The 13969-nt window shown below is 33.5% G+C and carries 15 protein-coding genes; 13 read left to right on the top strand and 2 right to left on the bottom strand.

Annotated features, from left to right (window positions below):
- Positions 1–287: 287 nt before the first annotated feature.
- The 9 genes from AC4D4B_RS14810 (at position 288) to AC4D4B_RS14770 (ending at position 8544) form a co-directional block, all read left to right on the top strand.
- Positions 288–542, top strand: a complete 255-nt coding sequence (locus tag AC4D4B_RS14810; protein ID WP_491000399.1) for a hypothetical protein — start codon at positions 288–290, stop codon at positions 540–542.
- A 156-nt stretch (positions 543–698) separates the two neighbouring features.
- A complete protein-coding gene (locus AC4D4B_RS14805; protein WP_491000398.1) occupies positions 699–1568 on the top strand; it encodes an SMI1/KNR4 family protein in 870 nt (289 codons plus the stop codon).
- A gap of 535 nt (positions 1569–2103) precedes the next feature.
- Positions 2104–2325 (top strand): hypothetical protein, encoded by a 222-nt coding sequence (locus AC4D4B_RS14800; RefSeq protein WP_490996756.1) that lies wholly within the window; start codon positions 2104–2106, stop codon positions 2323–2325.
- A 145-nt stretch (positions 2326–2470) separates the two neighbouring features.
- On the top strand, positions 2471–2812 hold the full coding sequence (locus AC4D4B_RS14795; RefSeq protein ID WP_462406241.1) for a hypothetical protein: 342 nt from the start codon (positions 2471–2473) through the stop codon (positions 2810–2812).
- A 153-nt stretch (positions 2813–2965) separates the two neighbouring features.
- Positions 2966–3451: an NUDIX hydrolase gene (locus AC4D4B_RS14790; protein ID WP_491000397.1), complete on the top strand. Its 486-nt coding sequence runs from the start codon at positions 2966–2968 to the stop codon at positions 3449–3451.
- An 801-nt stretch (positions 3452–4252) separates the two neighbouring features.
- On the top strand, positions 4253–4444 hold the full coding sequence (locus AC4D4B_RS14785) for a hypothetical protein (protein ID WP_491000396.1): 192 nt from the start codon (positions 4253–4255) through the stop codon (positions 4442–4444).
- A gap of 281 nt (positions 4445–4725) precedes the next feature.
- Complete coding sequence (locus AC4D4B_RS14780) at positions 4726–5223, top strand: SMI1/KNR4 family protein (protein ID WP_491000395.1); 498 nt, start codon at positions 4726–4728, stop codon at positions 5221–5223.
- A gap of 411 nt (positions 5224–5634) precedes the next feature.
- Positions 5635–6051, top strand: a complete 417-nt coding sequence (locus AC4D4B_RS14775; RefSeq protein ID WP_491000394.1) for a DUF4304 domain-containing protein — start codon at positions 5635–5637, stop codon at positions 6049–6051.
- 789 nt (positions 6052–6840) lie between these two features.
- On the top strand, positions 6841–8544 hold the full coding sequence (locus tag AC4D4B_RS14770; RefSeq protein ID WP_490996752.1) for a methyl-accepting chemotaxis protein: 1704 nt from the start codon (positions 6841–6843) through the stop codon (positions 8542–8544).
- 483 nt (positions 8545–9027) lie between these two features.
- Here the strand turns inward: AC4D4B_RS14770 and AC4D4B_RS14765 are convergent, their stop codons facing one another.
- Complete coding sequence (locus AC4D4B_RS14765; protein WP_490996751.1) at positions 9028–9513, bottom strand: hypothetical protein; 486 nt, start codon at positions 9511–9513, stop codon at positions 9028–9030.
- Between the two features lie 150 nt (positions 9514–9663).
- Positions 9664–10158: a DUF7878 domain-containing protein gene (locus tag AC4D4B_RS14760; protein WP_491000393.1), complete on the bottom strand. Its 495-nt coding sequence runs from the start codon at positions 10156–10158 to the stop codon at positions 9664–9666.
- Between the two features lie 362 nt (positions 10159–10520).
- Here AC4D4B_RS14760 and AC4D4B_RS14755 point away from each other — a divergent pair, with 362 nt between their 5' ends.
- The 4 genes from AC4D4B_RS14755 to AC4D4B_RS14740 all read left to right on the top strand — a co-directional run bounded on the left by AC4D4B_RS14755 (position 10521) and on the right by AC4D4B_RS14740 (position 13905).
- Positions 10521–11234, top strand: coding sequence for a hypothetical protein (locus AC4D4B_RS14755; RefSeq protein WP_491000392.1), 714 nt, complete (start codon positions 10521–10523; stop codon positions 11232–11234).
- Between the two features lie 29 nt (positions 11235–11263).
- Positions 11264–11893 (top strand): hypothetical protein, encoded by a 630-nt coding sequence (locus AC4D4B_RS14750; protein ID WP_491000391.1) that lies wholly within the window; start codon positions 11264–11266, stop codon positions 11891–11893.
- Positions 11894–12269: 376 nt separating this feature from the next.
- Entirely contained in the window at positions 12270–12767 is a 498-nt protein-coding gene (locus AC4D4B_RS14745) for an RNA polymerase sigma factor (RefSeq protein WP_491000390.1), read from the top strand.
- On the top strand, positions 12760–13905 hold the full coding sequence (locus tag AC4D4B_RS14740) for an anti-sigma factor (RefSeq protein WP_491000389.1): 1146 nt from the start codon (positions 12760–12762) through the stop codon (positions 13903–13905). Before AC4D4B_RS14745 ends, AC4D4B_RS14740 begins: the two co-directional genes overlap by 8 nt.
- Positions 13906–13969: the final 64 nt, after the last annotated feature.

Raw genomic sequence — 13969 nt, 5'->3', positions numbered from 1 at the left:
TTAAAGAGGAACTTTCGTTCATAACTACTGATATGCCCAGTGCGTTTATTTTTTTTATGATTGGTTTGTTTTTAATCTTATATGATTTTGGATACAGTAAGAACAACTGACTGCCTTATCTGTATTGATCCAAGGAAGGATTAATGACTTTTTATATTCAATTTCTTATGGAAAAAAAGGGGCAGGTTAGCGAAAGAATAAAGCAGAGAAATAAGATATAATGTTAAAAAAATAAACTGAGAAAATTCTAAAAAATAAGACATTAGGACTTATTGATGGGGTAATCTATGAAGAATTCTTATACGGTATTTTATATTACTAGAAGTCCAGGTTATGGCGGAAATGGTTATGAAATCCTGTCATTTCAAGGCTCAAAGGAAGAATTTTTAGATGTGATTAGTAAAATCATTATTACTAAATATGGTTGTTATAAGATTAGAATTGTAAATGATAAGAAAAAAAGTATGTATATATTGGGTTTTAAAAGACGAGGAAGGAAAAAAGAATTTAGAGTTTTTATAAAGGGTGTCCCTAATAAGTAATTACATTCCAATAATGAAAGTGCTTATTGAAGTAAAGAGGGCGTTGATCTAAGAAGGATTAATGCCTTTTTGTGTTGAATTCCTTATTGTAGAAACGGGGCAGGTTAGCGGAAGAAGGATTTATATCAAATCAAGGAAGGTTTAAGGAGGATAATTATGAAATTTTGGCTTAAAAGACGTGAAGATTATTATAGAAAGCCACCCGTAAGTGAAGCTGAAATAGAAGAAGCTGAAAAGGAACTGGGACAAAAGCTCCCTGAAACTTATCGTAAGTTGATATTAGAGCAAAATGGCGGGTCTATTCGATTTAATGCTTACCGTTTAAGAAAACGCCCAATAGATGGAAACTTTTTTGTGGAATTTGGATACCTACAGGGAGTAGGAGAAATGCCAGGTATTTTAGATACAGCTTTTATGACTGAAGAGTGGAATTTACCTAAAGAACTTGTCTTGTTACACGGGGATGGTCACACTTGGTTTGCTTTGGATTATAGGAATAATAGAGTTGAGCCTGCTGTTTCGTATATAGATACAGAAGAAAAATTAGATTTTATTTTAGCTGATAATTTTGACGAATTTATAAAGGACTTATACATCCAGGAAGAGGGCCTTTACCGCTTTAATCCTGACGAAGATGAGGATTACAAATTAGATGCGATGCCAGAAGATGAATTAATCTCTTTACTACAATCAGGGCATTTTACTAAAATCAAAAAAGCACTGGATAATTTATTCTATTACCCCAAAAATAGTATTACAGAAAACTATGTCCTAAATTTATTAAATGAAACCAATGAGAAGGTTCAAGATAAGATAGGATCATCTTTATTTCAATACATAAGCTTTCAAAGGATTAAATATGATCTTCCTATTGTAAATAAGATAATAGATGAGTTAAAGAAACACCCTAATGTTGCCCATTATGCGACTCTGATAACCGAATTTATTAAAGAAATGGAAGAGGCAAAAGAGGAGCAAATTTTTGATGATGATGATTATGAAGTAGTACCATATGAAGATGAATAATATAGAGGTAAAGAAGAATAAAAATATTTAAATAGTGAAATTGAAGTAAGAAGCCCTTAGGTAAATCTAGGGGCTTTTTCTTATAAATATTTTTAATGAACGGGGAGGATTGAATGGAAATGCACATCTTTATCGGAAATAAACAACAGCAATCAATAATTTTGTGGCCCCGGAAAAACAAATAGGACCTCCTGGTGCTGCACCATCATTTGGAGGTTCATTTTTAAAAGGTAAAGTGCCGAAAATTGTCACAAAAAAAGCAGGCTTGTCAGCTAATAAGCTTTTTCGAAATAGGAGTATTAGATTATATACATTTATCAGATTGATTTAAGATAATAACGATGCTGGTTTGTGAGTGTCTTCATTTAAACAAAAAGGGGCGTTGATCCAAGAAGGATTAATGCCTTTTTGTGTTGAATTTCTTATGGAAGTAAAGGGGCAGTTTAGCTCAAGAACGATATGGTATATTATGGTTAGTGAAATGATGATTGGGTTTATTAAACGTCATTAGAACATCTAAAAGGGAGGTTTTTATATGAATGGTAGCAAGCGATTTCAACTATACTTTGCTGGTTTCTTTGCTGTGTTTCCTATAACTTTTATCGTTAGTTCTATTTTGTGGAGAGCAGTAATTCTAAATAAAGAATTTGCAATGGTAGCAACAGATGCCTTCTCTATATTAGGTATATACTATTTAATCATTAGTATAATTTTTATATTTTTATATATGGAGAATATAAAGTCTTCAATATCCTAGAACTGAGAGTAAGACCGTCATTTTGACGCTTCTTCTTATTCCACAAACGGGGCAGTTTAGTCGAATAAATAAAATTAGAAAAAATCGAACCTTTAGTTTATTTTTATTCATATAATTATTATGACACTTGAAAGGTGGGTTTTTTATGTACAAAGAGAACGGTATAGAAGCTTATGAAGCACATAATCGAACTGAGTTATTAGCAGGTTTAGAGGTAAAATCTGAATATATCCTTATTAAAGGAGACTATTATAAAGACATAAGAAAGATTATGGATACTCATCCTCCAGAGAACGAAAGTATAGGAGTGGCCTTAGGAAGTGCAGGTGTGTTATCAATTCTTATTTATGCAATAAATGCAGTAAGAATTTCATTCAGTAAAGAAGATAAAACGGATAAAATAATTGACAGAAAGTTAAATTTATACAAAATTAAAAAGATTACAGATGACGGTTTATTATTGAGTTTAAAGCAGTTAGATTATTAGAAATTGCATATAGAGAACTATTTTGGATAGTTCTATGCGAATAAATACACTTAAACTATCGGGGGCATTGATCTAAGAAGGATTAATGCCTTTTTGTGTTGAACTTCTTATTGTAGAAACGGGGCAGGTTAGTGAAAGAAAAGAGGGGTAAATGTGTATAAACAAACACTATGTTTTATCCGTAGGAATGATGAAATTCTAATGCTTAACAGAGAACGTAAGCCAACATTAGGAATATGGAATGGTGTCGGTGGAAAAATAGAAGAAAATGAAACACCTTTAGAATGTGTAATTAGGGAAGTAAAAGAAGAAACAGATATTGATATTAGCAGAAGTGAAATTATTGATAAAGGGATAATTACTTGGGAAGTGGATAGCTCTTATACGGGTGGAATGTATGTTTATCTGGTTTATATGGATGAAAATTTCATATATGAAACTCCAAAAAAAGTAGACGAAGGGATTCTCGATTGGAAGAAAATCCCTTGGATATTTGAAGACAAAAATTATGGTTTAGGAGAAATGATACCTCATTACTTGCCGAATATTTTAAACGATGAAAAGAAATATAATCATTTGTGTGTACTAGAAGATGCAAAATTAATTAACTATAAGGTTGATGAACTGGTTTCCAAGTAAGTTTTCATTCATTTATGCTCCTGTTGTTAGAACCGCAATCACAGTTATGATTACTACAAATGATAATGTGAACCAAAATATATTTTTAGTGTAGTTTTCACCATCATTAATTTTTTCAATAATTGAAATCAAGTTCAAACAAAAAACAACACCCCAAATTGGTAGTGTTAGGAATCCGAATATTGCGTAATAATTTAAAATGTGAATTACTCCCTCCAAAAAAATTAGTATTATAATAAAATCTATTTTACCAAAATTACGAAATAATGGTTAGTATTTTGGCAAAGGGAGGTTCATCTCTTTTTATTATGCAGTTAAAGGGGCAGCATTCCTGTAATGAAAGAAGAGTGTGGAGTAAGTTTGTGAAGAAACGTACTTAAACTAATAGGGGCGTTAGTTCAATAGCGGAGACAGCAAAAGCTCTCTCTTTTTTATTAAGCCATTAGCAACAATCTTTACGAACAGAGCCATAGAAAAATAGTTAGATGATCTATCTATACCATTATCTTGTATCCTAGAACGTCTTCTTTCTCCTATGTAACCATAAAATAAAGTTTTCCTAGTTAAAATAAAGTTTTCCGATTCAGACTCGGTTTGCTTTTTTGTTTGATTCCTTAATGTATAAACGGGGAAGGTTAGCGGAAGAAGGATTTTTATTGATTAGCAGAGAATGGTAATATATCTGTTATTGCAGGAGGAATTTTAATATCGGTAAGTATAGTAGTTGGTGCTTTTTTAATCTCCGGTTCTACTACTACAAATAATGGAGATAATGTATTAACAGCGACAAGTGTGCTTACTATGGATGAACTAGCAGAATATTTATCTGTAAGCACTAAAGACATAGAAGAAATCATTGAAAAAGATGATAGAGAGAAAGCGTCAGTGAACAGTTATGAAATCTACCAATACATTCCTTATATATCTATTTCGGGTGAAAATCGTTTTGTGAAAAAAGAAATAGACAAATGGCTAGAATATCAATCGCATTAAACTCGATGACACACTCGAGTATATTCGCAAGGAGGAAGAGCTATAATGAATGTCAAAAAAATATATCCCGAAGAAGGATGACATCAAAGAAAAACAAATATTTAAATTGGTTTGAGGATAAATATGGTATACCAATAGAGGTGAAACCTAGGTACATTATATTCGACCTCGTGTATATTAGGAGAATATAAAATTAATATTTAATTTGATTACACTGAAAAAGTCGTTCCATACAGGAACGGTCAATGTTTGGTAGAGGCACTATTGATTAGAAAGGACCAATGAATTTGAAACCATTAGATACATTAAAACAACGGTTAAATGATGGTCAATTGTTGATTCAAAAAGAAGATGGAGAGGTGTTAAATGCCTCGTTTAGCTTTAATCCGCCGGCTACCGATTCCGAAATAAAAAAGCTACCAGATTTTGCTCCGAGAGCGTTAAAAGAGTTTTTCATGCAGCATAATGGAGCCAGCCTCTTTCAATTTGAAGAAGGTAATGGCACTACCTTATTTTCTATTGAGGAAATTGATGAACATAAGGACTTATGGGAGTGTCCAGATAACTTTATTCCTGTGGGTGTTGGAATGGACGGTATAGAAATTGTCTGTGAATGCGATTTGGAGAGCGGCACGAACAAGATGTGGATAGGAGAAGCTCTGAATTATGAGGACGAGGAGCTTGTTAAATTCCCGTTTGGGTTTGCTTCATTTTTAGATTATTTCACCGTGGCTCAAGGCACATCTTTTTGGGAATGGTTTGTAAGAGAAGGCGAATGAATCTAAACTAAATAGAAGAATGAAGGAAAGCCGTTAATTAATTCAGCGGCTTTTATCGTGTGTGGTGAATCAAAAAAAGCCCACCAAATGGCAGGTTCCTGGTTTTTAGAGTGGACATTTTCTCTTCTTATATGGGAGAGCTAATGTGGGACGACAGGGGCACATAGGTAGACTATTTAAGGAAAATCACATAAGAATCATTTACTTGTCATTTTGCCCAATGTCCTTTTATCTTTTACTTTTAATCCTATCGAGTCTTTCTAGGGTTTTTCCTAACCATATAACGTTAGTTAGCAAATCTTTACCTGATTCCTTCATTCAGAATGAACGTAATTGATAAATATATATCTGAATATAATAACTTTTATTAATAATCATTTTTTAAAATGAATGTTCGGAGGAATGCTCATCATGGCTTTCAATAATCGAGTAGATATGATTAAAGCATTAAAAAAGAGTGTAATTCCTTATTTAAGAGAATATGGTTTTAAAGGGTCATTTCCACATTTTAGAAGGAAAAATGAAGAGAATATAGACTTAATTACTTTCCAATTTAATCGTTATGGTGGATCTTTTGTTGTAGAGCTAGCTATTTGTCCAAAAGAGGGTGTAACGATGAGCTGGGGGGAAGAAGTACCGCCAAATAAAGTAACTGCACATGATGTAAATGACCGTTATAGACTCAAAGAAAATATAGATGAATATGAAACCTGGTTTGATTATGAGAATGCACAGTGTGAAGAAGATCTTAATTTAGTTGCATTAAAAGTGAAGAATTTATTACATGTATCAGACTATAATTGGATTAAAAATTTATATAAATCTTAATAACTACTTTATTTTTAGGAACTGTCTAATTTACCAATGATTATGAACCTTTTTAGTACATAATGAGCCAGATTTTATGGGATATAAATAATACTGATACAGAACTAACAATAATAATGGTGGTGTTTTATTGAAAAAGGATTTAACCAAAGTTATAGTTGTGTTTGCTGTAGCAGTAATTCTTATTTTATTAATTCCTTATCTATTCCAATGGGCCATGTAGCATAATATTCAAATTTAAAGAGCGTTAACTTTACCATTTTGAATTGTTTCTCTTTGACTGATCTGTCTGTGCAGGTTGGTTTTTTTATTTGCAGTAAAAAATAGCAATGCCGGTTATTGTGGCTATAGTTAGTGCTTTATTAATGCTTTTAGGATACAGGTTTCAAATTCTAAACTACCTATCTTTCTATGATATTTATTATAGCGAAATAACCCCAAAATCGTGAAAATGTGTAAATGAAATTCCCTCGAAATTCAAATGATTTTTATCCTACTTTGATAGCGATATCCTAGAAATACGCAATATTCCTAGAATTGAATGTTCTATTTTTTGAAATCAGCATTTATAAGATGGATTCTTATAAATAAGCCAAAAGTCTCTATAAACAAAAAAAGTACCGTCGATATAGTTAATAAGTACTTCGCTCCATAGTAATAGGGCAAAGATGACAAATCTTATTAGATTCATTTATATTTCTTTGCTATCTGTTCAGGATGTGCTGTTAATTATTAACTACGAGTATGATTACATATCGCTAAAACTTACATAAAAAGGGGCAAATCAATATGAAATCGTATATAGCTTTCTTGAATCGATTGGGTTTAAAAACGAACCTGATTATCGGATTTATATTAGTATTTATAATGGTTAATTTCACTACCGGGTACAGTCACTTTGCATTTGAAAGTATTAATAGCAAAATGGAAAATGTGTTAGATGAGCAGCTAAATTTGCTAGTCTTAGATGAAAAAATAGTCGTAAATATGACAGAGAGAACGAGCCTTCTGCAATCATATCTGATATCGAATGATGAGAAATTTCGCAAGGAATTTGAATCTGGTGTAGAAGACAGTATTTCTCTGGAAAATCAACTGCTGGAATCAAGTAAATCAGATAAGATAAAAGAACTTTTAGATAGAAAAGTTGAATGGGGTACGTTAACAGATCAAGTATTCCAGGAAATAGACAATAATAATAAAGAAAAAGCGGTTGAAATTTTAACAACCCAGGTTCAACCATTAGAAAGTGAACTAATTAGCGGCTTTAAAGAGGTGGCTGATAATCGTGAAAAAGAAATTAACAAGATAGGTAACGATATAATTGGGTATGGAGAAAATGCCAACATGGTCGGAATAATTGTATCCGTAGTGATTTTACTTACAATTATTGTGATTGCCTATATTACGATTAAGCTGACTCTGGGACCAATCAGAAAAGTAGTGGAGAAAGTGAAGATAATAAGTACAGGTAATTTAACATCTGACCCGATTGTGGTTGTATCAAAAGAAGAAGTTGGTCAATTGGGATTAGCTATCAATGAATTGCAAAAAGAGCTGAAAAGTATTTTAGGTAAGATTTCAGGCGTATCAGAAACGGTTGCCAGTCACAGTGAAGAACTGACTCAATCAGCGTTAGAGGTATCTTCTGGTTCTGAACAAATCTCTGCTACCATGCAAGAGTTGTCCTCCGGTTCTGAACAATTAGCTGCTAAATCCAGCGAAATCGCAAGTATCACGAATACATTTGCAATCAAAGTAGAAGAAGCAGATCAATATGGTAAAGAAATTGAAACCTCTTCTAAGGAAGTTTTACTTATGACAAATAGCGGAACGCAATTAATGGAAGAATCTAGTCAACAGATGGAAAACATAAATGCGGTTGTAAATGATGCTGTTGTGAAAATGGAAGCCCTGCACGAAAAATCGCTGGAAATTTCTCAACTTGTAGTAGTCATCAACAATGTTGCAGAACAAACAAACCTACTTTCCTTGAATGCGTCGATTGAAGCAGCTAGAGCAGGAGAAGCGGGTAGAGGATTTGCAGTTGTAGCCGATGAAGTGAAAAAATTGGCTGGTCAAACCGCTTTATCTGTAAAAGACATTACTTTTATAGTAGAAGAGATTCAAAGACAATTTGGGGACCTGGTAATTTCCCTATCTAAGGGTTCTGAAGAAGTAGTAAAAGGTACTTCACAAATCGAAGAAACACATAATACTTTTAAAGAGATCAACATAGCTGTTGCATCAATGGTTGAAGGAATTCAGGGTATTTCTTCTAACTTAACAGAAGTCGTATCTGACAGTTTAAATATGAATCAATCCATTCAGGATATGGCAGCTATTAGCCAGGAATCCTCTGCTGGAATTGAAGAAACAGCTGCAGCTACCGAGCAAACTGGCCATACTATGGAAGAAGTAAAAGATAGTGCTGAACAATTGGCTAGATTGGGAGAAGAGTTAAACGACTTAGTGAGCAACTTCAAACTTTAATCAGTATCCATTTAAAATCAAAATCGAGAGTAGATCTATAACCGATCTACTCTTTTGTCATTTTGACTTACTAAGTCTTCCTCATTTTTAACCCTATGCTTAAACCAAAAAAGCTTATAAGTAAAAACTTCAATAAAAGGTCAAAACAGAGGTTTCGAAGCAAAAATTTCGAGCGGTAAAAGGGGTTTGAAGGAGGATTTTATAAAGTTTATCAAAACTTATTCACTTAAACATCGGAAACCTTCTGAGTGTTTAGGTGAATCTATTTCGTTACTTATGGATGTAAGTTTGTTAGTCTAAAAAATTCAGGGTTTGCTTTCATCATTTTTAAATCCTTTTCAGATTGAAAATAGATATCTTCATCATTCCCATAATGGACTTGGATGTTAAATTTCCCTAAATTCATAACACTTGTTTTCTCTCTTTGAGGTATCTCATCTTTGTACGAATCCAGTGAATGATTAATAAGCGACGTTATTTCTTTTAGCTTCGACGTATCGGTAATTTCAGAACAGCTTTCATCATCGGCATACTTGGTGATTCATCAATCCACGTCTCTAATTTATCTATGTCCCGTTTATCGAACATTACGTATGTTTCCTTCGAGTCTTTATCATACCCAATATTCATATGTAGTTCTCCGTCGAACCCTTCCTTCAACCAGGAAAACGAAATATTATTCCAATCATCTCCTCGCTCTTTGTCATCACCGTTTGAATATTCTACTATCCATCCATTTTCAGATAGCTTTTTCAAGTAAAATTCATAAATCTCCTTGCTATGATTTCCCTTTATATAATAGTAGTTTCTGTCTGGTTTTAACCCTTCATATAAGGGAATGTCTTTTTCATTCTCTGGAATGATAGTCATGCCAACATACGTGTCATCTGTGACCTTTTGGTATGTAAACCATGCCCCAAAAAGAATGAAGATGATAAATCCAATCCATAAAATTCTCTTTTTTTTCATGTTATCCTCCTTCAAAGAAGCCTCGATAGCACTTGGAGTATTCTTAAATTAATAAATTGACCAATCTAGTAAAGTATACAATCAATGTAACAAATAGCTTTTTATCATTTCGCGCAATCGATTGTGGTTAATAGAAATAATAATACAGTTTTACCAGTCACCAGAATCTATAGTAAGCACTTGGACAGGAATGTGTTTGATAAAATCTTTTAATCTTATTTCAAAATAATCCTCTATGTCCTGCTTTAATTTCTCCTCTAATAGAATAAATTCCTTTACGATATAGTCTAAAACAAAAACATTATATAAATCTTGTTCTGCCCAGATTGATTTTACTCTGGCCATATTGGAAAAAGTGATTAATGAAAGAATAGCCCCATCCTCATATTCAGCATATTCGATCGTATAATAATGGAATTCGGGTACATGATTCCCCGTGATTTCCTCTTTCCAGCTATACAATGCTTTATAGAATTCGAGTATAGCCAGTTCTGTTTCAAAGTATAATTCATTGTTAATTTTTATTGTAAATGTGGCATCTACAGCTAATAGGGCAGGAACATCCCTTTTATGCTTTTTTGAAATGATTCCTTTATCTACTACAAAATTGTATTCAAACTTTATTTCGTTTGAAATACGGTCCATGTCTCCGTCATCCTATCTCTATTCTAATTTTGTCCTTTCTTAAAATGCTGGAGGCTATTTTAAGTTATATACAATAGAATTCGATATAAAGTTTATAAATCTTTCTTTTGTGTTCTAAATTTAATCCATTATTCTTTCCCGGTTATCTAAATGTACGCTTAGAAAAGAAATTACTGAATCACAACTGCTGCCCTATATGGTATTATTTAGGAAATGAGATAAGGAGTGAAAGGTCCTATGAAAAAAGATGTAATAATGGCTTGGGATTCTGAGATTAAAAGTGAGTTATTTTTAGGCCCTAAATTTTGTTTTATAGAAGATTTGTATCGATACAAAAAACAAACGAGTTCCAGGTGGACATTATGACAATTGAAACGAAAGGAAGCCAACTGCATCTTCGAACCTATGTAAATGATTATGGTGAAGTACTGAATCAAGAAATCTTTTCTCACTCTCCCTCCCTTTTGGCATTTGTAAAAGAAGAACAAAAGATTGACTGGAAATCCCCTCTTGCCCATGAAAGCTACAAAGAATACCAGGATGACTTTTTAAAGTTTTACTACGATGAGGATGACAAGTTGCTCACAGCCAACAAGATATTACGAGCCTATTGGCCGAAAAACGGTCCTGTCTGGGATGGAATAGGGACAGTGGAAGGTAGCCGCCAAAAGGGATTGATTTTGGTGGAAGCCAAGGCCCATCGTCGTGAAACTCACTCCAAGATAAAAGCTACTTCCTTACAAAGTATCGCTAAAATCACTGAAACCCTCACTGTCACACAAAAGAAATTCGGATCCACTACATCTATAACTCCTTGGCTGAACGACTATTATCAGTTGGCGAATCGCTTAGCTTATTTACAAATCCTAAATCAAGAACTTCAAATTCCTACATGGCTGATGCTTGTACAATTTATCAACGACAGTGACCACATTGCCACCTCTAAAGAGGAGTTTATTGCTCACTATCAACAAGTATTCCATACATTAGGGATAGACCATGCTGCCTCATTATTATCCAATTTAGTCATCTTGTATCTTCCTGTAATATCAGTCAAACAGAATTTAGATCAATAAACATATGAGTGCTAAGGGAGGAACTGTTTATGAACATACCTACAGCCTATGCACACTATCAAAAGAGAGGAAATTATATTTACCGCACATCGACATACATTCAGTGGGGAGATTCAGAGCAATCAATAGGAGCTTGTCTTTTATGTAATCCTGGATCAGCAGAATTAGGGGGTGAGTTGGCAGCAGAATTGCATAGAGAAGGGAAAGCTGAAGGAAAGATACACAGATTGGATGAAACCATGGAACAGTTAGTACGAATCGTAGAAGGAATTTACGAAGATAGACATGTTTTTTCTGGCAGACTTTATATCTATAATCTATTTATAATCCAAGATCCCTCCCAAGGGAGAGCTATTGATCTATTGGAAAAACTAATTAAAGAGCAGGAATACGATCCAAAGGATTCTTTAGTATCTGTACAGGAGTTAAGACGGCATCCTTGGATTCTTCTTGGATGGGGAGTAGCTAATGAGCGAAGATGGAAAAATTACGGAGTAATTAAACATGCATGGAAAATCTTACTTCATGAAGCAACTGTTCCAACCTTTGGAAAGAAACATCTGAGAAATGAAGAGTACTATCACGTATGTCCCCGTATTCCAACGCAGCGACCTGGAATCGTCCAAGACTTAATCAAGTTACATAAAGAAAATTGTTAATCGAGGAAAGTAAATATAAGATAATCAGTTGATTCATCCAAGTCTAAAAAGGATTTATAGTAGTGATATCACTTTGTAATGAGGTAGTATACCTGTAGATTCCGAAAAATACATTTTCCAGATTGATCCTTGTTTCGTGAATTATACGAATACGGGTCTTTTTTTTATCAATCTTCCTAGTGGCTATTTACATATATTGTGCACAAAAGAAGGCATCCATTAATGCTTTTTTTTTGTTTAAAGAAATCAAACCAGTCAAAAGTAAACTTTATTCCCCATCTTTTGATATGCTCATAAAGATTGATGATTTGTAAAATATTTTAATTCTTGTAACCTTTTTTATTTTTGTACGTGATATTAAAGAGAGGAGGGAATGATGACGGATTCAATAGATAATCTCTATAGCACTTATTTTTCTGATATATATCGTTTTCTTTTCTCTCTTTGTCATAACCATCATACAGCGGAGGACCTTGTTCAAGAGACCTTCTTTCGTGCCTATTTATATATTGAGAATTATCAAAGTGGAAGTGTAAAGGCATGGCTTTTTACGGTAGCTTATCATGCATATATTGATCATCATAGAAAGCATAAAAGAGTAACAATTCAGGATGAAGGCTATTTTTCTAGATTTTTAGATAAGAATAAAGCGATTGATGAAACGATTGTGATTCATGAGGAAATAGAAGAGTTATTACGTGAAGTGAAAACATTACCCGAAAAACATAAGATGGCGGTACTGCTTTGTGATTTTAATAGTCTAACATATGAGGAAGCTGCTGAAGTAATGAAGGTGAGTAAGGCCTATGTAAAAGTTCTTTTATTTCGCGGGAGAAAAGCAATAAGGCAAAGAAGGAGTAAAGAATATGAGTGATGATTTTAAAAAGCGACTGGAATCATATGAAAAAGGTGAACTTTCTGCAGAAGAGGCAAAAGAGATTGAGAAAGAACTGGAGAGTATGGAGAGATATTTGGAAGAAACTGATGAAGAAAACAGGGGAAAGTTAACTAATTCCGATATCGGCATAAAAAAACAACAACGAATAATGAGATTTGCAAAATGGAAGGCGAGATTTCAAACAGCACTTATGGCTATAGGTTTATTTCTTCTATTCTCATTCTTTTCTTCCATCCTAACTCTGATGTATTACTCGTTCGGGACTCCTGACCGACTAGAGAAATTACGTAATATCGTTGATTACAGTCTGACTGTAATGAATCCTTATGGTCATATGGATGGTACAAGTACGAGCACTTCTGCTTATTTTGGAATGACAGCCTCAAGAGATATAAATAAGATTATTGGAGATGAAACGATCAAAGTAGGTGAAATGGAAACTGATTTTTTCTTCTCGAGGATGTCATATCCCGAAGTTACTTATTTTAGCCCTATATCTAATAACAGTCCTGCTTTTATTTATCCGGGTTCAAGCCCACGAGGTTTTTCGGGGTGGGAACGATTAAAAAAGGTTCCAGAAGGGACGGTTGTTTCAGCCTATGTTTCATTTACTGAATTATTAGAGACAGAAGAGGTATTTTCATTATTCGAGGCTAAGGATATGAGATTAATATGGCTTGCAGTAGATACTGGCTTTGAAAAGAAAGAGGAAGCTATATTTGAACCAATTGGTTTTCCTAGTGAACCAATTTGGCATGAAGATGACATGATCGTAGATTTTCAACAAGAGGAAAAAGGTTTCTTTGGAACAGAAATAGTTTCTGAAGGGTCTTCTTCACCGGAATACGAGGTAGGCGAAGGAAAACCACTGCATAAGCAATTCCGAAAAACACTGCAATTCCTGGAAAAATATGAAGGGAAAGCAGAAAACTTTTATATGGGAGAGCTAAATCTTTCAAAACGTATTCAATACATGGAGAAGCATGGTTATATGCATTACGGGGCTGTTATTACAGGACCAACAAAAGAAGTTTTAAAATTACAGGATGAAGGAAAAATAAGTGAATTAGAAGTAGACGAAATAGAATTTTGGAATTGGGAAAGTGAACTCTGAAAATAGTTTGATTAAAACATTTGTTAGGCGATATTCAGGTAGTTTAATAGAGATAGCTTAATAA

Source organism: Pradoshia sp. Z6_59, from assembly GCF_058267515.1.
Note: the sequence above shows the minus strand (reverse complement) of the source record. Positions and strands in the feature narration are given on the sequence as shown.

What these genes read in the sequence shown, in the direction of transcription:
- AC4D4B_RS14810 (WP_491000399.1), top strand. Translation starts at nt 288, where the DNA reads ATGAAGAATTCTTATACGGTATTTTATATTACTAGAAGTCCAGGTTAT.
- AC4D4B_RS14805 (WP_491000398.1), top strand. Translation starts at nt 699, where the DNA reads ATGAAATTTTGGCTTAAAAGACGTGAAGATTATTATAGAAAGCCACCC.
- AC4D4B_RS14800 (WP_490996756.1), top strand. Translation starts at nt 2,104, where the DNA reads ATGAATGGTAGCAAGCGATTTCAACTATACTTTGCTGGTTTCTTTGCT.
- AC4D4B_RS14795 (WP_462406241.1), top strand. Translation starts at nt 2,471, where the DNA reads ATGTACAAAGAGAACGGTATAGAAGCTTATGAAGCACATAATCGAACT.
- AC4D4B_RS14785 (WP_491000396.1), top strand. Translation starts at nt 4,253, where the DNA reads ATGGATGAACTAGCAGAATATTTATCTGTAAGCACTAAAGACATAGAA.
- AC4D4B_RS14780 (WP_491000395.1), top strand. Translation starts at nt 4,726, where the DNA reads ATGAATTTGAAACCATTAGATACATTAAAACAACGGTTAAATGATGGT.
- AC4D4B_RS14775 (WP_491000394.1), top strand. Translation starts at nt 5,635, where the DNA reads ATGGCTTTCAATAATCGAGTAGATATGATTAAAGCATTAAAAAAGAGT.
- AC4D4B_RS14770 (WP_490996752.1), top strand. Translation starts at nt 6,841, where the DNA reads ATGAAATCGTATATAGCTTTCTTGAATCGATTGGGTTTAAAAACGAAC.
- AC4D4B_RS14765 (WP_490996751.1), bottom strand. Translation starts at nt 9,513, where the DNA reads ATGAAAAAAAAGAGAATTTTATGGATTGGATTTATCATCTTCATTCTT.
- AC4D4B_RS14760 (WP_491000393.1), bottom strand. Translation starts at nt 10,158, where the DNA reads ATGGACCGTATTTCAAACGAAATAAAGTTTGAATACAATTTTGTAGTA.
- AC4D4B_RS14755 (WP_491000392.1), top strand. Translation starts at nt 10,521, where the DNA reads ATGACAATTGAAACGAAAGGAAGCCAACTGCATCTTCGAACCTATGTA.
- AC4D4B_RS14750 (WP_491000391.1), top strand. Translation starts at nt 11,264, where the DNA reads ATGAACATACCTACAGCCTATGCACACTATCAAAAGAGAGGAAATTAT.
- AC4D4B_RS14745 (WP_491000390.1), top strand. Translation starts at nt 12,270, where the DNA reads ATGACGGATTCAATAGATAATCTCTATAGCACTTATTTTTCTGATATA.
- AC4D4B_RS14740 (WP_491000389.1), top strand. Translation starts at nt 12,760, where the DNA reads ATGAGTGATGATTTTAAAAAGCGACTGGAATCATATGAAAAAGGTGAA.